17 protein-coding genes, 6 pseudogenes and 1 other annotated feature are annotated in these 22,941 nt (G+C 60.5%); of the genes and pseudogenes, 18 read left to right on the plus strand and 5 right to left on the minus strand.

All coding sequences use genetic code 11. The features are described from left to right. The first annotated feature begins 73 nt into the window (after positions 1-73). The 9 genes from GO615_RS14855 (at position 74) to GO615_RS14895 (ending at position 8,537) form a co-directional block, all read left to right on the plus strand. Entirely contained in the window at positions 74-574 is a 501-nt protein-coding gene (locus tag GO615_RS14855) for a hypothetical protein (RefSeq protein ID WP_169129390.1), read from the plus strand. 5 nt (positions 575-579) lie between these two features. Continuing rightward, positions 580-2,727 (plus strand): MobH family relaxase, encoded by a 2,148-nt coding sequence (gene mobH, locus GO615_RS14860; protein ID WP_169129392.1) that lies wholly within the window; start codon positions 580-582, stop codon positions 2,725-2,727. Positions 2,728-2,974: 247 nt separating this feature from the next. After that, positions 2,975-3,880, plus strand: a complete 906-nt coding sequence (locus GO615_RS14865; protein ID WP_169129394.1) for a ParA family protein — start codon at positions 2,975-2,977, stop codon at positions 3,878-3,880. Continuing rightward, complete coding sequence (locus tag GO615_RS14870; protein WP_246262300.1) at positions 3,873-5,324, plus strand: hypothetical protein; 1,452 nt, start codon at positions 3,873-3,875, stop codon at positions 5,322-5,324. The genes GO615_RS14865 and GO615_RS14870 overlap by 8 nt, the downstream gene beginning before the upstream one ends. Before the next feature lie 10 nt (positions 5,325-5,334). Continuing rightward, on the plus strand, positions 5,335-5,928 hold the full coding sequence (locus GO615_RS14875; protein WP_169129396.1) for an STY4526/YPO1902 family pathogenicity island replication protein: 594 nt from the start codon (positions 5,335-5,337) through the stop codon (positions 5,926-5,928). 106 nt (positions 5,929-6,034) lie between these two features. Beyond that, a complete protein-coding gene (locus GO615_RS14880; RefSeq protein WP_169129398.1) occupies positions 6,035-6,433 on the plus strand; it encodes a hypothetical protein in 399 nt (132 codons plus the stop codon). Positions 6,434-6,442: 9 nt separating this feature from the next. Beyond that, on the plus strand, positions 6,443-7,588 hold the full coding sequence (locus GO615_RS14885) for a PFL_4669 family integrating conjugative element protein (protein ID WP_169129400.1): 1,146 nt from the start codon (positions 6,443-6,445) through the stop codon (positions 7,586-7,588). Continuing rightward, on the plus strand, positions 7,569-8,051 hold the full coding sequence (locus GO615_RS14890; protein WP_169129402.1) for a hypothetical protein: 483 nt from the start codon (positions 7,569-7,571) through the stop codon (positions 8,049-8,051). Before GO615_RS14885 ends, GO615_RS14890 begins: the two co-directional genes overlap by 20 nt. 69 nt (positions 8,052-8,120) lie before the next feature. Next, positions 8,121-8,537 (plus strand): single stranded DNA-binding domain-containing protein, encoded by a 417-nt coding sequence (locus GO615_RS14895; protein WP_169129404.1) that lies wholly within the window; start codon positions 8,121-8,123, stop codon positions 8,535-8,537. A gap of 228 nt (positions 8,538-8,765) precedes the next feature. On the opposite strand, the pseudogene GO615_RS14900 reads toward GO615_RS14895, so the two are convergent. Further along, positions 8,766-8,891, minus strand: a pseudogene (locus GO615_RS14900) (integrase core domain-containing protein); the annotation flags it as partial. 42 nt (positions 8,892-8,933) lie between these two features. Between GO615_RS14900 and GO615_RS14905 the strand changes: the two are divergent. From GO615_RS14905 to GO615_RS29670, 5 genes and pseudogenes are all read left to right on the plus strand, one after another. Beyond that, positions 8,934-9,646: pseudogene (locus GO615_RS14905) on the plus strand (IS3 family transposase); the annotation flags it as partial. 12 nt (positions 9,647-9,658) lie between these two features. Beyond that, a pseudogene (locus tag GO615_RS14910) lies at positions 9,659-10,879 on the plus strand (IS3 family transposase). Further along, positions 9,937-10,052, plus strand: a sequence feature (AL1L pseudoknot). (Overlaps the previous pseudogene by 116 nt.) An 847-nt stretch (positions 10,880-11,726) precedes the next feature. Then, positions 11,727-12,098 carry a RidA family protein gene (locus GO615_RS14915; protein ID WP_169129408.1) on the plus strand — a complete coding sequence of 124 codons (372 nt, stop codon included), beginning with the start codon at positions 11,727-11,729 and terminating at the stop codon, positions 12,096-12,098. 360 nt (positions 12,099-12,458) lie between these two features. Continuing rightward, positions 12,459-12,693, plus strand: a pseudogene (locus tag GO615_RS29665) (IS66 family transposase zinc-finger binding domain-containing protein); the annotation flags it as partial. Between the two features lie 22 nt (positions 12,694-12,715). Then, a pseudogene (locus tag GO615_RS29670) lies at positions 12,716-13,010 on the plus strand (IS66 family transposase); the annotation flags it as partial. Here GO615_RS29670 and GO615_RS29520 read toward each other — a convergent pair. The 4 genes and pseudogenes from GO615_RS29520 to GO615_RS28660 form a co-directional block, all read right to left on the minus strand. Then, positions 12,919-13,227 (minus strand): ATP-binding protein, encoded by a 309-nt coding sequence (locus GO615_RS29520; RefSeq protein ID WP_211167136.1) that lies wholly within the window; start codon positions 13,225-13,227, stop codon positions 12,919-12,921. The pseudogene GO615_RS29670 and the gene GO615_RS29520 sit on opposite strands and share 92 nt — an antisense overlap. A gap of 58 nt (positions 13,228-13,285) precedes the next feature. Continuing rightward, positions 13,286-13,764 (minus strand): annotated as a pseudogene (locus GO615_RS28920) (ATP-binding protein). After that, on the minus strand, positions 13,761-14,027 hold the full coding sequence (locus GO615_RS28925) for a hypothetical protein (protein ID WP_246262301.1): 267 nt from the start codon (positions 14,025-14,027) through the stop codon (positions 13,761-13,763). Before GO615_RS28925 ends, GO615_RS28920 begins: the two are co-directional and overlap by 4 nt. Positions 14,028-14,068: 41 nt before the next feature. Continuing rightward, the gene (locus tag GO615_RS28660) at positions 14,069-14,341 is read right to left on the minus strand and encodes a hypothetical protein (RefSeq protein WP_339380039.1); all 273 of its coding nucleotides are present in this window, start codon (positions 14,339-14,341) and stop codon (positions 14,069-14,071) included. Positions 14,342-15,608: 1,267 nt separating this feature from the next. On the opposite strand from GO615_RS28660, the gene GO615_RS14935 reads away from it, so the two are divergent. From GO615_RS14935 to GO615_RS14950, 4 genes are all read left to right on the plus strand, one after another. Continuing rightward, positions 15,609-17,825 (plus strand): PQQ-dependent dehydrogenase, methanol/ethanol family, encoded by a 2,217-nt coding sequence (locus GO615_RS14935; RefSeq protein ID WP_169129410.1) that lies wholly within the window; start codon positions 15,609-15,611, stop codon positions 17,823-17,825. Between the two features lie 150 nt (positions 17,826-17,975). Beyond that, on the plus strand, positions 17,976-19,475 hold the full coding sequence (locus GO615_RS14940; protein ID WP_169129412.1) for an aldehyde dehydrogenase: 1,500 nt from the start codon (positions 17,976-17,978) through the stop codon (positions 19,473-19,475). A 192-nt stretch (positions 19,476-19,667) separates the two neighbouring features. Beyond that, complete coding sequence (locus tag GO615_RS14945; protein WP_169129414.1) at positions 19,668-21,050, plus strand: DUF1329 domain-containing protein; 1,383 nt, start codon at positions 19,668-19,670, stop codon at positions 21,048-21,050. A gap of 75 nt (positions 21,051-21,125) precedes the next feature. Next, complete coding sequence (locus GO615_RS14950; protein ID WP_169129416.1) at positions 21,126-22,868, plus strand: DUF1302 domain-containing protein; 1,743 nt, start codon at positions 21,126-21,128, stop codon at positions 22,866-22,868. Positions 22,869-22,941 lie beyond the last annotated feature (73 nt).

A 22,941-nucleotide genomic window follows, 5' to 3' on the forward strand; every position in this document is an offset into this window, starting at 1 on the left:
TCCTCTGTCCTATGCCGAAAGTAAGCGGGGCCATGCGCGGCCGCAGCTGGCCGTCCAAGGCGCGGGCCACGACGTGAAGAAGAACAACTCGCACCTTTCCGGAGGTGTCTTCGTGATGAACGACCTACCGCCGCCGATTTCCCCGCTCCAGCAGGAGGCCCGTACCCAGGCCGTTGTGACCATCGGTCATTTCCTCGAGGGCCTCGGTGAGCCGGGATGGCGCAGCGTGCTGCTGGGCTGGCTCGGGCGATACGACGGCCTGGAGGTGTACCTCTACCCGGAGGACGATCCGGTGCTGACGGTCCGGGATCTGCTGGCGCGCTACGTGGAGGCGCTGCGACCGGCCGATCCGGTCCGGCTGGCGGCGGATCTGGCCGCGCTGCCGTTCTGTCGGTACCGCGCGCAACGCGGCGATGAGAAGTGGAGGCCGTTGGCGGAGACCTTCTCCTCGTTCTGCAGAGGTACGACGGTCGAAGTGTGGGAGTCGGAGCGGCCGGCGCCACCACAACAAGTGCTGGAGAACTGGCTGCTGGCGCAGTTCTGTGCAGCCCAGATCTGCAATCGCCGGAGCTGATCCACATGATCGAGCTGGCTGGTGCCTGTTTCCTGGCTGCGGCAGCACTGGGCGGCTGGCTCGGCTGGTCGATCCGCTGCGAACGGGGCGTGCGGCAACGTCGGGCCGATATCGACGCAAAGCAGGCGAGCGCGGGGACGCCGGCCACGGGTGCCGCCCCGGAACTGGCGGCAAACCGAACGGGCTGGCTCAGAGTGCTCGACGCGCCGGTGCTGGTCCAGGTGTGCAAGCTTTCGAACGCGCTGCAACAAATCCATCGTGAATCGAAGCTGAGCCAAGCCGCGTGGGATCGCGACATCGGGCCGGCGATCCTCGGCTACCTGCAGTTCGTCCAGCTTCTGCCGGGGAGCGAGGCGCACCACCACGCCCACGTTGGCGGACTCGCGGCCCACACGATTGAAGTCATCCATGCGGCGGTCGGCTTGCGCAATGGCTACCTGCTGCCGAAAGGCGGTGGCGCAGAGGTGATCGACGCCCAGCGCGATCACTGGACATACGCCGTCATCCTCGCCGCGCTGCTCCACGACATCGGCAAGACGATGACCGACTTGCGGATCAGCATCGCTGAACGGCCAGACGGCCCGGGACGACCCTGGCTGCCGGTATGCGGCGACATGCCGACCGCCGCCGCGGTCGAATATGAGGTGCGATTCGCGCCGAAAGCCGAGCGCAACTACGGTGCGCACCGCCGCCTGCCGCTGGTGCTGGCACCAAGGATCGTCCCTGCAACAGCCCTGGCCTTTGTGGCGCGCGAACCGTCGGTCATGCGCGAGCTCGAGGCGGCGTGGTCGGGGGATGATGCAAACGGAGTGTTGGCCGAGATCGTGCGCCAGGCGGATCGCCAATCGGCCGCGAGCAACCTGCAGCAGGGGCCGCGCAACCAGTTCGCGACTGCGACAGCTGTCCCGCTGGTCGACCAGCTGATGGACGCCATGCGCCGGCTGCTGCGCCAAGGGGCGCTGCCGCTCAACCGGGATGGTGCGGCAGGCTGGATCGGTGCTGGCGCAGCCTGGTTCGTGGCGAAGCGGCTCGCTGACACCGTGCGGGAAGAGATCGCGCGCGCCCATCCGGACGACGGCGCGAGCATCCCCGGGCCGGCCAAGAACGACCGGCTATTCGACAGCTGGCAGGACTACGGCCTGCTCGAGCGCAACCCCGATACCGGTCAGGCGATCTGGTACGTGGAAGTCCGCGGCGAGGGGTATGTGCACGAGTTCGCAATGCTGAAGTTCCCCTTGGGGAAGCTTTTTGAATCGGTGGACGACTACCCGTCGGACTTCGACGGCGAGCTCGTCGTCATACCACCGCGCAAGACACGGAACACGCGACCCGACGAGCCCCCGGGCGACCGCTTGGGCGGCGCACCAAGGACGGGTGATGCGCACCCCGAGCGGCAACGCGCCTCGGGTCTCCTGACGCCGCCATCTCCCGTTCCGCCCCCGAAGCCCGCCCATGCGGCCGTCAAGCGATCCCCGAGTCATGAACAGCCGACGAGCGAGGAGAAGAACAGCGAAGCCGAGGGGCACGAAGCGCCTCCCCGGAACGCAGGGCCCAGCCGAAACGACGAATTCCTCGCGAATGACGAGTCGGCGACGGCCGCCGCTACCGCACCCGGAAAACGCGGCCGCCTGCCACCGGCCACCCAACCCGTCACCCCGTTCGTGTCGGTGCCGACGACGGATGCCGACGGCGACAAGTCGGGTCACGAGGCGCCCGGCGATGCAGCCTGCCGCTTCATGGCGTGGCTGCAACAGGGCATCGCAGACGGTTCGATCCGCTACAACGAAGCGGGCGCGCCGGTCCATTTCGTGCCCGAAGGGATGGCGCTGGTCTCCCCGCGCACTTTCCGCGAGTTTGCAGCGCTCTGCGGCGACGACGGCAATGGGTTGGCCCCTGGCGCAAGCGCATCCGACAGGCAGGGGATCGGCGTCCAGCGCCAGGTCATCAAGGCGCATTGGCATCTGGTCGGGCCCGGGAACTCGAACGTTCATCACTTCGGCGTCATCGGCCGCGGCGGCAAACGCGTCGGAAAGCTCGCGGCCGTCGTGATCCAGCACCCCGAGCGCTGGTTCAATCCAGTTCCGCCGTCGAATCCGAGCGTGGTGCCGTTCCTCGACCCCGAGTCCTCCGAGCAGCCTGGGGCGGCTTCGTGATCCATCCGTCCGCGGTCGCGAGACTGATTCGACCGGGAATCCAGTCCTCATGCAAGTGGCGTGTTTCATTGTGTTTCCGCGTTGACAACCACCAAATGATGATCAATTCTGAATACGTACAAGCTCCATTCCATCCGGGACGCCCTTGTCGCTTCATGCGCGTGTGTCGCAGCTTCGCCTTGCCGACACTCAAGCTTTCCCCTCGCTATCGTCCCCTGCTCGCCGCTGATTCACCGGAGGTGATCGCATGATCGTCTACGCCACCGTGTCGACCAAAGGCGGTGTCGGGAAGTCCACCCTGACCGCCAACCTCGGCGCACTGCTCGCCGACATCGGCATGCGTGTCCTGCTGGTCGATGCCGATGTCCAGCCGAGTCTCAGTCGCTATTACCCCATTGCCAAGCGGGCGCGGCACGGACTGACGCAAATGATCAAGCAGGGGGCGCTCACCGACGACTGCATTTCAACGATCGACTTCGCGCTCGCGCCCGCGCCGTTGCGTCGCCAGCCGCAGCTCAACCCGAACGGCTGCCTCGACATCGTCATCTCCGATGCGCCACAGGGGACGCTGCAGGACTGGCTGGCGCCGCGCATGGACAGCGCGCTGCGCATCAAGCTCGCCTTGCGCAGTCCGCTGCTGCAGGAGCACTACGACGTCGTGCTCATCGATACCCAGGGCGCGGTGGGCCACCTTCAGGATGCCGCAGTGCTGGCAGCCGATGTGCTGCTTTCTCCAATCTCGCCTGACATCCTCTCCGCGCGCGAGTTCCTGTCGGGCACCCAGGAACTGCTGAACCGCGTAGAAACGGCTGCGGCGTTCGGCATCTCCGTGCCGCAAATGCTGGCGATCATCTACCGCCACGAAAACACCCGCGACGCACGCGAGATCGGCCTGGCGATTCGCGAGAGCTATCAGCAACTCAAGTGCAAGGTTCTGCTCCTGAAAACGGTCATCCCGCACGCCGTTGCATACCGCAATGCAGCCACCGCCCAAGTCCCGGTGCATTGGATCGACCCGGTCAAGGCGAGTCCTGCCATGCATGCGCTCCTGTGGGAGCTCATTCCGAGCCTCGACGGCACCCGCGCCGGTGTGCCGCCGGAAGCTCTCAGCGAGGTCGTCGACGGCCATGACGTCCAGAACGCGATTGCCTGACTCCATCTCCGTCAAGGAACTGGCCCAGCACATGGAAAAGCGAGGAAAGCTGCAGGTGCCCGCGTCCCATGCCACAACCGGCGAGCGTCGTGCGCTGCTCGTTCAACACAGCCTGGCCGTCAAGGAAGCGGCCAACGCTGCGGCCGACCTCCAGCCGGGTGAGGATGTCGACGGCTGGATGCTCCTGCGGTGCATGGATATCGATTGCTATGACCGCAACCCGCGCGTGCGAACCAACAAGCGGTATGCCGACATCCGCGCCTCCATCGAAGCCCGGGGCGGGCTGAAGGATGCGCTGAGCGTGACCCGCAGGCCGGGCGCCAGCCGCTACATGTGCTACTTCGGCGGCAATACGCGCCTGCAGATCGTCCAGGAACTGTGGCTCGAGACGCACGATGCCCGCTACGAGTGGATTCGCGTCGTCGTGCATCGGTGGCTGAGCGAAGCCGATGTCATCGCGGCCCACTTGGCCGAGAACGAGAATCGCGCCGAAACCCTGTTCTGGGAGAAGGCCCGCGGTACCGCACTGCTCAAGAGCGAGCTCGAATCCGAGCTCCACCGACCGCTCAGCCTGCGCGAATTGTCCGAGCACGCCCAACGCTGCGGCCTGAAGCTCCACAGCGTGACCGCCTCCAACTACCTCTTCGCCATCGATTACCTGGCCCCGATCGGCTTGCACCTTAGCCACGAGAGCACAGCCGCCATTCGCTCCCGCTTCGGCTGCCTCGATAAGCTCGCAAACGCACTCAATCTGGATCCCCTGGTGCGCCAGACTGCATTCGAGGAGCTCGTGGCTGACCTCGCCACCGAGATCAACGCGGTCCGGGAGATGGACGATCCGCCGCGACTCGGCAAGGACGAGGTGGAGACGATCCTCTCCCGGATGACCTCGCAATTCGCAACGCTCGCACAGTGCACGCCGGCTGCCGCGGAGCGCGCCGCGCTGGTGGTCGCCGGTGCCGACCGGCAGTTGCCGGATTCGGAGATCCGACGTCTCCTGTGCGAGCCCCCGCCATGCGACGCGCCGTCCATTGCGACCGACGTGGCGGTGGGCGGGGCGGCAGCAGTCCCGCTGCCGACGAGAAAGGGCTGGCACGCGCGGACAGGGGTACGCCTTTCGAAGCGGATCGCGGACTTCGCCCGTGTGTTCCGATTGTCCGACTGCGTCCGCGTGGACCCCGGCCAACCGCAAGGATTCCGTGTCGAGCCCTTGCCCGCGGCGGGCGGTGAACCCAGCGACCCGGAAGAGACGGGCCCGCTCGGGCGCGCGGCCGCACATCGGCTGCTGGCACAGCTGTCCAACTCAGCCGGCGGGCGCGATGCCGAGCCCGACCCCATCGTGGCCTTGCTGCGTGATCCATCCTCGTGGGCGGCAACACGATCGCTCCTCGACGCGTACCACCGCGCATGCGAGGAGAAGCCGCCCAGCGTCGAGGAGAAGTAGGAGGAGCACGATGATTCCGATCAGAAGCGAGCAACTGCGGTACGCCCTGCTGTCGCATCTCATTCACCTGCTCGACACCGGCGAGCTGCAGACGCTGCTCGAGGCCGGGCTCAGCCCCGACATCCTCGACACCCTGCGTGCCGCGTCCGCCCGCGACCTCGCCTCCATCGCCGGCATGCCTCAGCTCGATGTCCGCATTCACTTCGATCCCGCAACGCTCGAGGCCGCCTATCGACGGCATTGCGCGATCGCCGAAATGCGGCAGCTGATGGAGTATCACGTCATGCACGGCGCCCAGCCCCCGCTGCTGGTGCACCTCTTCAAGATGACGCTGGCCGAGATTCAGCAGCAACGTGCACTCCTATGCCCCGATCCGCCGCCGCGCGGACGGCCGGCGCTTCCCGACCCGAGCGTACGCGAAGCGGTCCACAACGCCTGGTCCAGCATTCGATGCATGTGCCCGCCGCAACGTCAGTTCGTGGAACTGCATCGGGCCTTCCCCAACCATTCCATCGCCACGCTGTGGCACGTCGTGCACGAATTCGATGCGGACACCGAGGGCATCGAGCATCTGGATTCTTCCAACCCAGCGTCAACGCCATAAGCGCTGGATTCATCCGACCCAGCGTACACGCCATTGCCGCTGGATTCATTCGACCCAGTGCAAGGCGCTTCTTGCGGGGACTCTCTCAACCAGCCGTGCGTCATCGATGTCAGGACACAGCCTTTCCGAGCCGCAGATCACCCTCGAGGTGCTCATTCGCCTGAACGGTGACTATGCCGCCACCGCGGTGCTCCTTGCCCTGCTGTGGCGGGGCGCAGAGCGTGCGCCGGTGCGCATCTCCAGCCGCACACTGGCCGAGTACACGCGGCTGGGACACCAGGTCGTCCAGCGCGCCTTGCTGCGCCTGGAAGAGCGTTGCCTGATCCGCAGTCGCAAGCTCAGCCGTACCACCGGCGCGTACACCGTCGATATGGCGGCACTGCGGTACCTCTTGCGCGCTCCGTTTCCAGAAGGCGAGTTCCTGCCCGGCTTCACGCCTATCCCGGCGCTGGCCCAACTGCAACCCGTCGAGTCGCCCGCGGACGACCTCTCCCACGCCACCTAGAGGAAGACCATGCCCTCCGATCCGATCGCCCCACCGCTTCCTCGATCCTCCCAGGCACTGGCCGACGATCAGCCCGGGCTGCTCGATCCCGTTTTTCCGGGTGGCACCCCGATCCTGTTCGAGACCGACGACCGGTCCCCGTTTCCCGATCGCTACAGCATTGCCAGGGAGCGCGAGAAGCTGGCCGATCTCATCGACGCCGACGACCCCGATCCCCATGATCCACGCTGGGCGCGCTACGAGCTTTACCTCCAGCGCTGCGACACGCTCAAGCAAATGGAGGCGGAATACCGCGTCACCGCGGGTGCCGACGCCACGGTCGAACCCGTGGTCGCGACCCAGCTGCGCGATCTCGGCTCGCTGGTCGACGACGGCGTCGACACCATGACCCTCCATACCAAAGAGGGCTTTCGGATGTTCATGGGTCGCCGACGCGACCCCGCCGGGCACTACAACGCGATACCCGGCGGCAAGCGGGTCGCCTCGAGCCTGAAAGCATTGTGGGCGCTCACGCGCAATAACAACCCGTACGCGGACTGGGCGCTCCTTCGCGCCGATCACCGCATCCCGGAACTCAGGCGCGCGCTCGACCATCAGGCCCAACTGCTCAGCGCCGAACTCAAGAAGCGCGCCGACAAGGGGCTCGGCTTCGGCATCCTCAAGTCGCGCGAGCCGAAGGTCCTGGAGCTCGGCTTCCGCAGCCCCTACGGCTACGTCATCGCCGAGCTGATCGTGGAGTTCGACTACTACGTCCGGGTGGTCAAGACGCTCGGCCGCAAGGCCTTGTTCTCCGACAAGGAGGCGCATGACGCCATCCGGCAATTCACTCGGCCGATGCGTGCCGCATTCGAGGAATTCATCCGGTTCGAGACCTGGCTCACCAAGCCGGACCTGCTCGCGCTCAGTCGTGCCGACTTCCTGCCCGGTGCGGACGCCCATGCGCAGAAGCGTGTCGCAGCCGTCACCGGCATCTTCGGTGCTGTGCCAGCCGGCATCTACGCTGGTCACCCGATCTCGCGCCACTCCCAGCGCCGCATCGCAATTTCGTACACCGAGAAGGCCATGCTCGAGCGCGTGGCCGCCGACATCGCGGCCATCGATTCGGAACGCGGCGCGGCTGGCGATGAGGCAACCGATGATGGGCTGGTCGACTGAGGCGATCGTGAGCGATCTGGCACAACCCGAACCCCGGGGTGCTGCCGACGTCGTCGACCAGCGCTGCGGCAGTCCGCCTTGTCAACAGGATGCTGACACAAAGGCCTTTACGGGTAGGGGCGGCGCCCCGGCCGAGGTGCGGCAGGCGCAGGCCCATGTTGCAAGCATTCACCGGCAACAGGAGGAGCTGTCGCGGCTGACACGCCGGGTGAGGGGGCGGACCTTCTATCTGTCGGTGCATCGGCGCAAAACCACGGGTCAGGTTCACCTGCGTTGGCGTGCGGCAGGCACTGGGACCCACGCGGGTCACATCCCATGGGGCACGATCGACGCCTACTTCGCCCAACTCCCCGGGGCGCTGCGAGAGTGGTATGAGCGCATCCACCGGCGGGCCATCGAGCTCAACCGGCGCGAAATTGAAGCGCGGCTCGCCCTGCGGCATGCCCGTGAACGCTATCCGTAAGGTTTCACGCGGTGGTGGTGCCGGCGTCGCCGACTGCCGTGTTTATTCCTGACGCCCAAGGAGAGCATCATGCCAAATGTATTTCGCGGGAAGGGAAATCTGGCCGATACGCCCATTCTCAAGCACGTCCCCGTCAACGGCGCGGATGAGGTGGTCGCCGAGATGCGCGTGTTTTTCGACGACTACGCCTACGACCAGGCCAACGACGCGTATCTGCAGGTCGGCGGCTTCTGGATGGGCGTGTCGCTGTGGGGCCAGCGCGGGGAAGACGCCGCGCGCGTGCTGCGCCGAGGCGCGCGGGTTCAGGTCGAAGGCGTCCTCAAGCAGTTCCTGTACTCGCTGGAGGGCGCCCCGGACAAGGTTCCGGGGTTCCAGGTCACGGCCGACGACGTCACGCTGTGCCTCGGCCGGGTTGCAGGCGTCGATTACAAGCCCAAGCGTGAGTTCGCGGGATCACCCAGCACGGCGGCGTCTGACGCTACCTAGCCATTCCTGCCGTCTCATCCCGTTCGCGCTGAGGATGGCCAGTTACTGTTGACGGCACCCTAGGGAAGTAATACAGCACCTGCTCGGGACCAATCACGTGAGCGTTTCGTGGGCATCTCCGATGGCAGGCAGCACCAACGGTAGGAGACAAGTTCCGCCCGACTCGAATGGGTGACGCCGAAAAGAGCGATCAACCGATCGGCTGCCGGACGTATGCGGCTGGGCCAAGTGATCATTCAGGCACTCATCGCGAAAGCGTCGATTGAAGCTTTCAATGAAAGCATTCTGCGCGGGCTTGTCCGTCTCGATAAGTTTCAAGACGACTGCGTTCTCGATTGACCACTGATCGAGCGACCCACCCCCGCACCCGCTTGCCCAACGCAGCCTGGATGACGCGAAGTATTGGGCCATCAGATTCGTCAAAGCTTTCTCGGCAGCGACCCGACTTATGGTGCTCATCGAGTCCCGCAGGATGTTCTGGCGGCTATCGCCGTGGTTTCCACCGCATCGAACGGCGCGTGCGCTAGAAGGCATTACCGTCCTTGCCGGCGCGGGTTACCACAAGACCGCGAAGCCCGCGCGCCATCGCTGACAATATGCTGAACGGTGAATTTCAGGCAGAAGGGCCGAACCAGAAATGGGTCGCAGACTTCACCTACTTGTGGACGGCTGAGGGCTGGCTCTATGTCGCCGCGGTGCTCGACCTGTATTCCCGCCGGATTGTCGGTTGGTCGATGCAGGCGAGCATGACTTCTCAGCTCGGCGCCGACGCGCTCATGATGGCGGTGTGGCGCCGCGCCAAGCTGGTCGAATTGCTCCACCACTCGCACCTGGGGAGCCAATACACCAGCGAGCACTTCTGGGAATTGCTCAAGGAACAGAGCATCGCTTGCAGCATGAGCCGTGCAGGCGAGGTCTGGGACAATTCGGCGATGGAAAGCTTCTTCAGTTCGTTCAAAACTGAGCGCACGGCGCGAAAGGTCTATCGCACCCGCGAGCAAGCACGCGCCGACGTGTTCGACTATATCGAGTGCTTGTACAATCCGAGGCGACGTCACACAACACTCGGAGTGAATCGCACCGGGTTTCGCGGAGGCTCCAACTCTTGAGAAGATGGAGCCATGAAGAAGACAACCAAGTTCTCCCCTGAAGTGCGCGAGCGGGCCGCGCGTATGGTGTTCGAGCAGCGCAGCGAGCATGGATCACAGTGGGCGGCGATTGAGTCGATCGCCGGCAAGATCGGCTGCAGCGCGCAGACGCTGTCGAACTGGGTTCGCCGGTACGAGCGCGACACCGGGCAGCGTGACGGGGTCACCACAGCGGAGGCGGCTCGCGTTAAGGAGCTCGAGCGCGAGGTGCGCGAGTTGAAGAAAGCCAACGAGATCCTGCGCCTAGCCAGCGCGTATTTCGCGCAGGCGGAGCTCGACCGCCGCAACAAGTGATGAACGGTTTCATCGACACGCACCGCCAGCGCTTCGGGGCGAGCCGATCTGCAGAGTTCTGCAGGTCGCCCCGTCCGCTTATCGACGCGCCGTGGCTCGCCGCCGCGATCCGGCCTTGCGCTGTGCGCGGGCTCGTGCGACGAGGTGCTGGCTGGCCACGTCGAGCGGATCTGGCAGGCGAATTTGCAGGTGTATGGAGCGCGCAAGGTGTGGCGGCAGTTGCAGCGCGAGGGCATCGAGGTCGCCCGCTGTACGGTCGAGCGGCTGATGCGGACCCAAGGGCTGCGTGGTGCGATGCGAGGCAAGGCGGTGCGGACTACTCGGCCCGATCCTGCAGCCCCCTGTCCGCTCGATCGCGTCAATCGCCAGTTCGCCGCGCAGCGCCCGAACCAGCTCTGGGTTTCCGACTTCACGTATGTCTCGACGTGGCAGGGCTTCGTGTACGTGGCCTTCGTCGTCGACGTCTTCGCCCGCTACATCGTAGGCTGGCGCGTGAGCCGATCCATGCACACCGAGTTCGTCCTCGACGCGTTGGAGCAGGCCCTGTGGGCGCGCCAGCCCGAACGCAACGCCTTGATCCACCACAGTGACCGTGGCTCGCAGTACGTGTCGATCCGCTACAGCGAACGACTGGCCGAAGCCGGCATCGAGCCATCGGTCGGCAGCCGCGGCGACAGCTACGACAACGCGCTGGCCGAGACCATCAACGGACTGTACAAGGCGGAAGTCATCCACCGGCGAGGCCCCTGGAAGAGCGTTGAAGCGGTCGAGCTGGCCACCCTCGAATGGGTCTCATGGTTCAATCACCACCGCTTGCTTGAGCCGATCGGGTACATTCCGCCAGCCGAAGCCGAGGCAAACTACTACCGCAGTCGAACTGAGCAGGCGGTTGCTGCCTGACTCAAAAAAACGGCCTCCGCGAAACCCGGTGCGATTCAGAGACGTCAGCCCGGTAGAGTTTGAGAACGCTCGAAAAGCTTAGATCGGTGTCCACGAAACCGGCTGCAGCCCACCTACCCCGAAACCCGGTGTGATTCACGGCAGGCGATTGACTTCATTCGTTTCCGACTTAAGTCCAATCCGAACAAATCTTCTTCGATATTGCCGTCGGCTGTATTTGATCACAAAATTGTGCTCGTTATCGGTTACTCAGAGCGTCAATACTGAAACAGCGCTTTCAGAACACCGTTTGTCGCTTTTCGCAAAACTAGGATTGGAGGTAGCCTCTAAGATTTGCTCGCCAACCTGACGAGACAATCCGTAATTGGCACGAAGATCCCAGTTCGTGTCGATTGAAGGATGTGACATCTCGTCGGCGCACCTCCACTCTCCCTGGTCGGATTCGATCGTATGCAACCCTCCGGAGGCACTTCTTCGGAGGGATTTTTTTGAGTCGAAATCCCGTAATGGGTGACGAAATAGGCGGAGTGCAGACACCGATAAGGCGTCTAGTGATCGATGGTTGGGAATGAATGTCCTGGCGATTATCTGATCGCTGATAGCCGACTCTTGCAGCTTCTTAGGGATAGGCTATCGAACGTTCTTGGTGATCGCTCAGGTGGTTTCGTGCAAGGTCTATGGAGCTTTCGTGAGCCTACGGATAAGGCGGCTGTCAAATGCATGTCGGTGATGGTCTACGAAGTGGCGGTGCCCGGCTAGTAGGCGCGAGTCACGGTCTATATGCTGTAAAAATGTGACCGCTTGAGAGTCACTCCATTACCCCCAGCCTCAATAGAGATACATTGGTATGAAATCAATCGCGCGCTCGCTTACGGCGATGCATTCTGATTCGCCAGAGGTGATTTCCTCGAGATTTATATTTGCATCGGGCCGGGTTGCCGCTGCCCCAAACGACGCGTACCTCGTGGACGACATAGCGATTCAGGCGCGACAAGCTTTCAGTAATATAACAACAACCCTCGCCGCTGCGGGCGCTCAACTCAGCCATGTGGAAATGGTGACCTTGTATATTAAGGATTTAAGTGACCTGGGTGCAGTAGATAAAATTTATTGTGAGCAGTTTGGGCGGCACCGGGCAGCACGTTCAACAGTGAAGGTTCCTAATCTGCCGGGTGGGTCTCGTGTCGAGATTGAAGTTCTCGCACTCTTGCCTTTATGATCTCGTTGTCTTAAGAGACCTAACAAAGACTCCAGCTATACGTGCTTACCATATTCGTTGCGGACGCGTTTCGATATTTTGATGGGGCCGACATTGGAGTAACTAATGACAGCTACGCCCTCATAATTAAGCTGTTGGCGCGGCCTCGAAAAATGTCTATTGGATGAGTTGCCGAAGACATGATGTGATATCACAACGATCTTGTACTCGATGCTCGCCATGTTAAGGGCGAGCCTGGCAACCATTAAGCGATAGTCAATTTCTGGAAAGGTGCCGGTAGGCACGTGAAGGTGATCTCCTTCCTCTCCCTCTTCCTCATGTGTGGCACCTTTCCTTTTTTATACACTATTGACCTGCCTCCCCGAGTTGACGCGCACCGACATTCACGACGAGCCAGAATCGACCACCTGCGGCTGCGGTTGTGCGATGTCGCGTCGACGAGGACATCGACGAGAAGCTCGATTACACGCCGGGTCAGTTCACCGTCGAGCGCCAAATCCGCGGCAAGTGGGTGTGTGCCGCGTGCGAGACGCTGGTTGAGGCTCACGTACCGGCCCAGATCATCGACAAGGGCATCCCAACCGCGGGACTTCTCGGCTGTTGCAGCGTCGGGGTAGGTTCCCAATGGCTCGGCCATCGCCCGCGCGATCGATTACAGCCTCAAGCGCTGGGCTGCGCTCACGCACTAGGTTCACGACGGGCGCGTGCCCATCGACGACAACTGGATCGAGAACCAGATCCGGTCGATCGCCATCGGTCGCAAGAACTGGCTCTTCCGGCTCCCTTCGCGCCGGCCAGCGCGCCGCGGCGATCATGAGCCTCATCCACTCTGCGCACCTGAACGGCCACGAGCCCTTTGCCAATCTGAAGGACGTCCTCGCTCTCCTACCCAGCCAGCCTTATAGTCGCATTGCCCCGGATGTTGAGCGTTACGGCGTGGTGCAGGAGGCGGTCGAGGATCGCGGTCGGCAATCACCCGATCGCCGGACACCTCGCCCAAGGCACCGAAGCTCTGGTTGCTGGTGAGAATCATCGGACCACTCTCATAGCGGCGGCTGATGAGCTGGAAGAAGAGGTTTGCGCCGACACGATCGATCGGCAGGTAGCCGATTTCGTCGATGATGAGCAGCCGCGGCGTCGTGTAGAGCTTGAGCGAGCTTCTCGTCGAACCGACCTTCGGCGAGCGCCTAGGTCAAGGTCGCGATCAGCTGGGCGGCCGAGGTGAAGAGCACCCGGTAGCCGGCCTCGATCGCCTTGAGGCCGAGCGAGACCGCGAGAGGGGTCTTGCCGACCCCGGGTGGGCCCAATAAGATCACCTTATCGCCATGCTCGATGTAGTGGCAGCTCGCCAGCGTCAGCACTTGCCGCTTGTCGATCTGGGCTGGTAAGTGAAATCGAAGGTTTCCAACGGCTTCACGAAGGGGAAGCGCGCCATCGCGGTGCGCATCGAGATGTTTTTGGCGGTCTTGGCCGCCACTTCTTCGCCGAGCACCTGTCCGAGGAAGTCCGTATACGGCAGTTCGTCGGTGGCAGCCTGTTGCAGCAAGGCTTCCAAGCGTTCGGCACTCTTCTGCAGCCGCAGTTTGTGCAGGCGTTCGCCGAGGCGCTCCAGTTGCGCCGGCGTCACCATCGCGCCGGCAGCCGAAGGGGGTGAGGTCTTGGTCATCCTGCGACCTCCTGCACGCCGCGGCCGAGGATGCCGGCCTCGAGCAGGTGCTCGTAGATCGCCAGATCTCGCACCTCCACCGCGAGGGCATCGGGGGCGCGGCGCAGGGAATGCCCTGGCGTACTCGCTGATGTGGGGCCAGCATGGCGCCGGCGCGCATTGCGCATCGGGGCACCCGCCCCGTGCTGTGGGCACACCGACAGCTGCGCTCGCCCGGCGAGCACCGGCTGCTCGGCGACCAGGCGTCCGCGATGACGTATCAACCAGTTGCCGCCGGCGCGCACGATCTCGACGGTCTGACCGATCAGGGTCTGCGCCCGGTAGGGCTGGCATAGGCGCGGCAGAAGCCCCTGTGACCGGCGAAGGCGGCGAAGGTCGCATTGAGCCGGCGGCGCCGCTCACCATCGCCGTCGCTCTCGGTGCCGAGCACAACGGTGCGCATACGGTCGTAGAGCAGGCACTCGCAGCGCCCGCCGAAATGGGCGACGGCGTGTTCATGCACAGCGAGCAGATCGCCCATGCGTTCGTGCAGGAAGCCCTCGGCATAGGCGCGCCGGCTGTAGCTGAGAGTCATCACGAAGATGTGCACCTTCGTGCGCTGATCGCCGAACCCGACGGTGATCTGGCCCCAGCCGACCTGCGCTTGTTCGCCGGGGTCGTTTCAAAGCGGCACTGCGTCAACGCGGCGAAGTTGGCCTGCGCCCGCAGGGGCGCACGGCGAGCTTGACGGTCTCGCAGCTGCCGGCGAAGCCGTGCTGGGCGCGCAACTCCTGGTAAAGGATGCGCGCCGAGTACCGCACCTGGGGCGCCCGCTCGACGAGCTATGCCCGATACGCATCGAGCACCGTCGCCGCGCTCTTCTCGCGCCGGTACGGAAGCCACGCGTCCTGTCGCAGACAGCCCCGCACCGTGTTCCGATCGAGCTCGAACTCGTGGGCGATGGCCGACACGCTCGCCCCCTCCCGTCCGCCGCGCATGGATCGCGTTCCATTATTCGCGTCCGATCACGTCGCCCTCCGTGCCCGGTTTCAACCCGGACACGGTAACGCCGATGGTCCAGGACCCGCGGGCCCTGGACCGCATCCACACCAGACACCACTGCTTCCCTTTCCATCTCGCACTCCTTCAGGTCGATGGGTGGGGAAGATTCGAATACCGTAGGTGGGGATTATTGGATTACCGCTGACACTCCGCCACCGGTGGGAGAGCACAATGAGTGATCGAGCTGCTCCGCACAGTACTCAGTGAGGAAGGGGGCTCCGGGCTGGTTCAGCAAGCTGTGTCAGCACCTGAGGGAGCGTGACCGTTACAATCCTGTTGACGAAATCGGTGGCCAAGGTACAGGAGCGGTTTGTCGAACTGAACAACGCGCTGCTAGTGGAGCATCCGTTGTTCGGGTACCGCAAGGTGCCCCAATTGGTAGCCTTCAAGAAGAACACGGTGTAGCGAATCTTCCAATTGATGCATTGGCAGGTGGAGAAGCGCCCGATCTGATTGCACTTAAGAGTTCCGGGGTTTGCCGTTTGAGGGGTGGCCACGAAAACTGCGATGCACCAAGCTAGTGCGTTGCACCTGCGACGCTTTCGTCGTTACATTGGCCCCCGGAACGTCCCAAAGAACGGACGCGTTTTGACAATTCATGGCGTACATCTACAACTGGATGCCGATTTCAGTCAATACCCCTTAGGGGCACTGGCCTATTCTCTTTTCAAACGGATTGCAGATTGTTTCCACGGCCGGGAGCAACGACCCACCTTGCCGCAACCTTCTGTAGTGCATGGGCGCCCACCGGACTGGCCCTGCGCCGTTAATACAATGCAAAAAAAGCTTCAAGGAGACGACAAGTGAAGCAACTTCTTAGGCGCCGTAGCCTGACGGGCGCGACTATCGCACTTACACTTTTGAACTCCCTGATCGCGTTCGCCGACGAGCGTGTACAGGGGTATGTCGACTCCGCCAGAATGAGCAGTTTAGATTCTGAGCCTCAAAACTGGGTAGCGCCGGGTCGAGATCAAAAAGGCACGTATTTCTCCCCGTTGGAGACGATTAACGAGAAGAACGTCAGTCGTCTTGGCCATGCGTGGTCCTACAAACTTGGTACCTATCGCGGTCAAGAAGCTACGCCCATTGTGATTGATGGCGTGATGTACGCAGCGGGCATTTGGGGGCGTGTTTATGCCCTCGAAGCTGCAACTGGCAATGAACTATGGACATACGATCCGCAGGTCAATGGTCAAGTTGCAAGGAACACCTGTTGCGACGTCGTAAACCGCGGATTAGTGGTATGGCAGGGGATGGTGTACGTGGCGTCTACCGACGGTCGGTTGCATGCCCTTGATGCGGCGACGGGGAAGAGGATATGGGTTGTAGACACAATCGAAGATAAGAAGCTGCCGTACGCGAGTACCGGGAGTCCTCAAATTGCTAAAGATGTTGTCGTAATTGGCAACGCGGGTGCTGATCTTGGGCAGGGCGGTGTTCGGGGCTACGTTACGGCCTATGACCTGAAAACTGGCGCCCAGAAGTGGAGGTTCTATACAGTACCCGGTGCCCCTGGTTCCGCTCCGGAGCATCCAGAAATGGAGGTTGCTCAGAAGACATGGGATCCCCAACGGGCTGCCTTCGTAAAAGGAGGTGGCACAGTTTGGGACGGCATGGCCTACGATCCAGAACTTAACCTGCTATACGTCGGCACCGGGAATGGCGCCCCGTACGACCAGCGAAAGCGTAGTCCCGCAGGCGGGGATAATCTCTACCTTTCATCAATACTAGCCATTAATCCAGATACTGGAAGACTGGTGTGGCACTACCAGACGACTCCAGGAGATATCTGGGACTTTACCGCTGTACAAAAGATGATCCAGGCTGACTTGGTCATCAATGGAAGGCAACGTAAGGTGCTGATGCAGGCGCCGAAAAACGGCTTCTTCTATGTGCTGGACCGTGCGACCGGCGAATTGCTTTCGGCCAAGAACTATTCCTACGTAAACTGGGCTAGTCATGTCGACATGAAGACGGGTCGGCCGGCGGTGACCAAACAAGGGGACTACTACACGGGGCCAAAGCTGCTGTATCCGTCATGGTCTGGCGCTCATAGTTGGCAGCCAATGGCGTTCAATCCAAAGACAAATCTTGTTTATATCCCGGTAATCGACATCCCGAATTTCTGGGTCGACATGCCTAACTCGGGGGGTAAACTCAAGTTTGTCAATGGATTCTTCACTACTGCCGGCATTACCCCTGACGGCGCTTTTGACGCGAAAACCCTAAAGCCGCTCTTTGGAACATTGCCAGACTTGAAGCAAATCAAGGCTCCGCGTCCCGGGGCTCTTGTCCGAGAAGTGCTTCGCGCGTGGGATCCGGTCAAGCAGAAAGTGGTCTGGGAGCAGGAAACTTCAAATGGATACCGCTCCTACGACGGTGGTGTCCTGACTACCGCGGGCAATCTAGTGTTCCAAGGGCGGGGAGATGGCGACTTCGTTGTGTATGCGGCTGATACGGGGAAACAGCTCAAGCGCATAAACACCGGTAGTACCATCATGGCGGCACCGATGACCTATTCGGTGAACGGAACGCAATATGTCGCGGTTCAGACTGGCTATGGCGGTACCGCGATCGTTACGCCGATTTCCCCAAAGAGCGCCGCGGCCACCCGCGTCAACGAGAACCGCATCCTCGTATTCAAGCTTGATGGCGACGAGGTTCCAAAGCCTCCGCTGCGCAACGATGAGCCCTTTCCGTCGCCCCCGAAGAGCGATGCTACGCCAGAGCAGATTAAATCCGGTGAGATAAAGTTCAACCAGCATTGCGCCCAGTGTCACGTCTTTTCGCCGAATGTCACTCCGGATTTGCGCCGGATCTCGGAAGGAGTCCATCAGAATTTCAAGGAAATCGTTCTGCGTGGCCAAAGAGCATTCATGGGAATGGGCAGGTTTGACGACGTGCTTACCGAAAATGACGCAGATGAGATTCATGCCTATCTAATCAGCGAACAGGCCAATGCATATAACCTTGAACATAAACAGGAGGAAAAGCTGAAACAGCGAGCGTCAAAGCATTAGCCATCCTGAGTGCGAGGACGCGACTGCGAGAGGCGTCAGCAAGAACGCAGACATAAGTTGCCCGCCCACATTCGGCTTATTTCAGTTTATTTAGACCAATTAGATCAAAATTGCCGGACTAGATAACACTTCCACACCTTGGAGACAGTAATGAATACGGTTCGTTATCACGAGATCGCGGGTAGCTTGTCGTTTGATACCCAAGCATTTATCGGTGGCAAATTTCTATCGTCCATTTCGGAAAAACAGTTTGAAACGTTTAATCCAGCTAACGGCAGGGTCATCACCCGGGTCTCCGAATGCAATAGCGCAGACGTCGATCGAGCAGTAGCCGCAGCTCGAGCTGCGTTCGAGAGTGGAGTTTGGTCGCGAATGGCGCCTCGCCAACGTAAGAAAGTACTTCTGAGGTTCGCTGACCTTATCGAGAAGAATACTGAAGAGCTGGCAGTGATGGAGTCGGTGGATTCCGGCAAGACCATCGCCGACGCGGTTGGGTTTGACGTACCTGAAACCGTTGAGACGCTGCGCTGGCACGCGGAGGCACTGGACAAACTCTATGATCAAGTGGCACCTACGGCCGACAATATTGTTGCGATGGTCGTGCGCGAACCGATTGGTGTCGTGGGCCTGGTGCTTCCTTGGAACTTCCCCCTGTACGTGACAATGTGGAAGTTGGCCCCCGCGCTCGCCGGCGGCAATTCCGTGATTATCAAACCTTCAGAATTGACGTCGTTGACTACGCTTCGCCTCGCTAAGCTCGCGGCAGAAGCCGGTCTACCGGAAGGGGTATTGAGTGTCGTTCCCGGTTTTGGCGAGACGGCCGGTCAGGCGCTTGGACGTCACGCCGATGTGGATTGTCTGAGCTTTACGGGATCCGGGGAAGTCGGGCGATATTTTCTTCAATATTCGGCGGAAACCAATCTCAAACGCGTGGTGCTTGAACTCGGTGGCAAGAGCCCCGCTGTGGTGCTGGATGACGTTCGAGATTTGAAGGCTGTAGCCGAGCAGGTGGCGATCGGATGTCTGTTCCATCAAGGCCAGAATTGTAGCGCTGGTTCTCGCCTCATCGTACAGCAAGGCGTTAAGAATGCTCTCCTGGACGAACTCGTGTCAGTGTTCAAGTCCTGGACCGTTGGGGATCCGCTCGATCCGGCCAGTCGCCTTGGGGCGCTGGTCGAAGAAAAGCACATGAATCGAATCCTTTCATATATTGACACCGGCAAGAAGGAAGGCGCTCGCCTGATTTTGGGAGGTGGCCAAGTCCTCCAGTCGAGCGGTGGCTTCTTCCTGGAGCCCACGATCTTTGACGAAGTCACTAATTCAATGACTATCGCGCGCGAGGAAATCTTCGGTCCGGTCCTCTCCATAATCGCCTGCACCGATACGCAGGATGCGATTAGAAAGGCCAACGAGACTAATTATGGTCTCGCAGCGTCGCTTTATACCGACAGTGTCGACAACGCGCATCAAGTTGCCAAGTCTCTTCGCGCGGGACAGGTCTCAGTTAATTGCTTCTCGGAAGGAGATCAGACAGTTCCGTTCGGTGGATATAAGCAATCGGGCTTCGGGGGGCGCGACAAGGGTCTTCAGGCTCACGAACAGTATCTCGAAACTAAAGCAATTTGGATGCAACTCGCTCCGCGAGATTGAAGAGTGCCCGGGAAGTGGAAGTAGGGTGATCATCGACTGATCGCCACAATTGCGGTCCGCGTCCATGTCCCCTACGGCGCTCCTGACGCGAGCAGGGGCGTCGTTCACCACACTGGTAAATCAAATAGCAACAGGTTTGGGTCCGTTGCTGGGGCAGCTCAACCCCAAATTCTGAATTTCTGGAGAAGTGAAATGAGTTCGCATAAGCTCTCAATGCTGTTGGCTGCTGTGATCGGATGCAGCCAAATAAGCGTGGCAGTCGCGGCGGGCGATGCAGATCGTCTGGGAAAGGAACTAACCCCTCTTGGTGGAGAAAAGAAGGGGAATGCCGACGGGTCTATCCCGGCTTGGGAGGGACTAGAATCCGCTCCCAACGGATGGGTAGCCGGGAAATATCGCGGTGATTATGCAAAGACGAAGGACGAGAAGGCGCTCTTTTCGATTGACGCGTCCAACGTCGATAAATATGCCAGCAAGCTCACCCCGGGCCAAATTGCTCTAATCAAGCAATCGAAGGGGTACCGGATGGATGTGTACCCCACACATCGAAACTGTGGTGTTCCCGCTTGGGTTGAGGAGCGTACGAAGGAAAACGCCACTGAGGCGAAGATGGCGCCCGACGGATTCAGTCTCGAGCATGCTCGAGCGGGCGGTGTACCATTCCCGATTCCAAAGAGCGGCGTGGAGGCCATGTGGAACCACAAGTTGCGTTCCACCGGCGTTGGTTTCGACTATAAGCAGGGCGTCGCAGCGCTGAGTCCATCCCGCGGTACCAACGACTTCGTATTCTCGACATTCGAGATTACTCAGTACTATCCGCACGGCACAAAGGAAGCTAAGAACGTCGAGGATGCTGGTAAGGTCGAATTTTACACTTATTACAAGTACAAGTCGCCGGTATCTCTTGCTGGCCAGGCACTGGTATCGACCAGCTATCTTGACCGTCCAGCTGAGGTGTCCTATTACTTTCCGGGCCAGCGTCGAGTGCGTCGCCTTCCGACGTACGCATATGATGCTCCACTACTCGGCTTCGAAAATGAATACATGGTCGATATACAGAACATGTTCTGGAGTCAGCTCGACAGGTTCGATTACAAGCTAGCCGGAAAGAAGGAAATCTACATCGCTCACAACGCGTTCAAGATGTATGACTTCAACGCCAAACTTGAAGACGTGTTTAAGCGCGATTTCATCAATCCAGACGTTACAAGATACGAACTGCATCGCGTATGGGTGGTCGAGGCAACCGTGAAGCAAGGTCAGCGGCATACCACACCTAAGCGCACCTATTATCTTGATGAAGACAGCTGGAATCTGGTTGCTGCTGAAGACTACGACGCAAACGGGAACATTTGGAACGTGCGCCAGACTTTCCAAATCCCGGTCTGGGAACTTGGAGGAACATGCACCTATGGTCCGTGGATGCAGTACAGCCTCCAATCAGGGCGCTACGTAGCAGACAACCAGGTGATCGGACAGGGTTCTGATGTGAAGTTCCTAACCAGTCCTGACGGTGGGCGCTTCAAGGCGAATTTCTATACTCCCGACACCCTGCGCGCGACGAGCGAACGCTAATCGGTTTGCTGGAGCCCAATCGCACGGGTTCCAGCAAAAGATTTCTCCTGATTTGCTTATTACACGGAGTGAAATATGTTCAGGATCACACGTCTGTCAATGGCTACTGCGTCGGCGCTTGCTGTGATGACCGGGCCGGCCAGCGCATTTCAGTTTGCGACAGGGTCGATCGAAGGTTCTTTCGACTCGACTTTGACCGCCGGATTTGGGGTTCGAGCCTCCAAGCAAAGCTGCGCCCTTATCGGTGACGGAAATACATCTTGCGGAGCAAGCGCAAACACCGCCCAGTACTCGAATGGCGACAACGGAAATCTAAACTATAAGCGCGGCGATTTTTTTGCGGCCAATATCAAGGGAACCCATGAGCTCTTGCTAAAAATGCCTGACGGCTACAAGTTCATGGCGCGGGGCACCTGGCTATATGACGCTGGCGCGCCTGAAACACGTCGTACTGACCTGGATGACGACGCAAAGCGTCAAGTGGCGCGTGACGTACGCTTGCTCGATTTTTGGGCCAGCAAGGATTTTACTATCGGGGAGCAAAACGCGCGCGTTCGCTTGGGAAATCAAGTGCTCAATTGGGGTGAGAGTTACTACATCTCCGGGGGTATCAACGCCACCAACGCTTTGGACCTTCAGAAGCTCGCCGTGCCGGGGACCCAATTGAAGGAGGCGGTAATTCCTGCTCCGATGGTGTCGTTCGCAACCGGCCTAGGGCATGGGGTTAACCTTGAAACGTACTATCAATTTCGATGGAATCGAAATCGTGTGCCTCCGGTTGGCGCCTACTTTTCGGCCAACGACCTTTACGACAAGGGACGACAACCGCTCTTTCTTAACCCCTCCAATTTTAACGTAGGTGGATTTGACCCACGGGGGACTCCTCAAGGGGCCGCTGCTTCATTTGCGTCACCGGTGTCCGGAGACGACATTGAGGCCAGGAAGACTGGGCAGTATGGACTTTCGCTGCACTACAAGCCTGAGGGTTCCGATCTCGATCTCGGTTTCTATTATCTCAATTACCACGACAAAAGCCCTGTTTTGCAATATAACTCGGCCGGAATCTACAATTGGCGATTTCTTGAGGATCGCGAACTGTATGGCCTGAGCGCGAATTTCCCGCTTGGGGATTGGGCTATTGGAACTGAGTTGTCATATCGACCACGAGACGCTGTAGCCCTTACCGGCTGCTACAACGCCGGCGGACCGCTTGATTTCAATACCAACGGCGCAGTCGTCGATACCTGTAGCCAGTGGATAGACAAGGAAAAGTATCAGTTTCATGTGACTGCGCAACTGAGCATCTCTCCGAGTAACTATCCCGGAGTCCTTAAAGCGCTCGGTGGTGCCACGAATGCGACCTTCACGACCGAGGCGGTTGTTATTCGATATCCGGATCTCAGGAGTCGATTCGTGCGGTCTGCTAACGGAGTGCCTGTCCAGCAGGCGCCTGCTGCTGGCTATGCCTTCTGGACTGAGAATTCGCCTAGCCTCGGTACGATCGCCTCGGCCGGCGGCACTGGTACGTCTTGGGGCTACGTCGCAGACTTCAATGCGGCCTATGACGGGAAAATCATTGATGGTTGGCAGGTTATTCCAGGCGTGACCTACTTCCAGGCGGTTCGTGGCGACACCCCGACGCTTACTGCTACCTTCCTTGAGGGCGCTAAGTCTGCCACTTACTATGTACTGTTCAATAAGAATGACGGGAAATGGAACGCAGGTATCAATTACACGGCGTATTGGGGCGGTAATGCGTTAAGGCAAGCTTACGGCGATCGTGATTTCGTCGGAGGCTTCCTTTCCTACAACTTCTAATCGCGTGTTTGCCAGCCGCAATTGATCAACTCGACTGCGGCTGGATCTTGTTCTCTCCATTTCGCCGGGTCCG

Source organism: Aromatoleum evansii, assembly GCF_012910805.1.
GTDB classification, from domain to species: Bacteria; Pseudomonadota; Gammaproteobacteria; order Burkholderiales; family Rhodocyclaceae; genus Aromatoleum; species Aromatoleum evansii.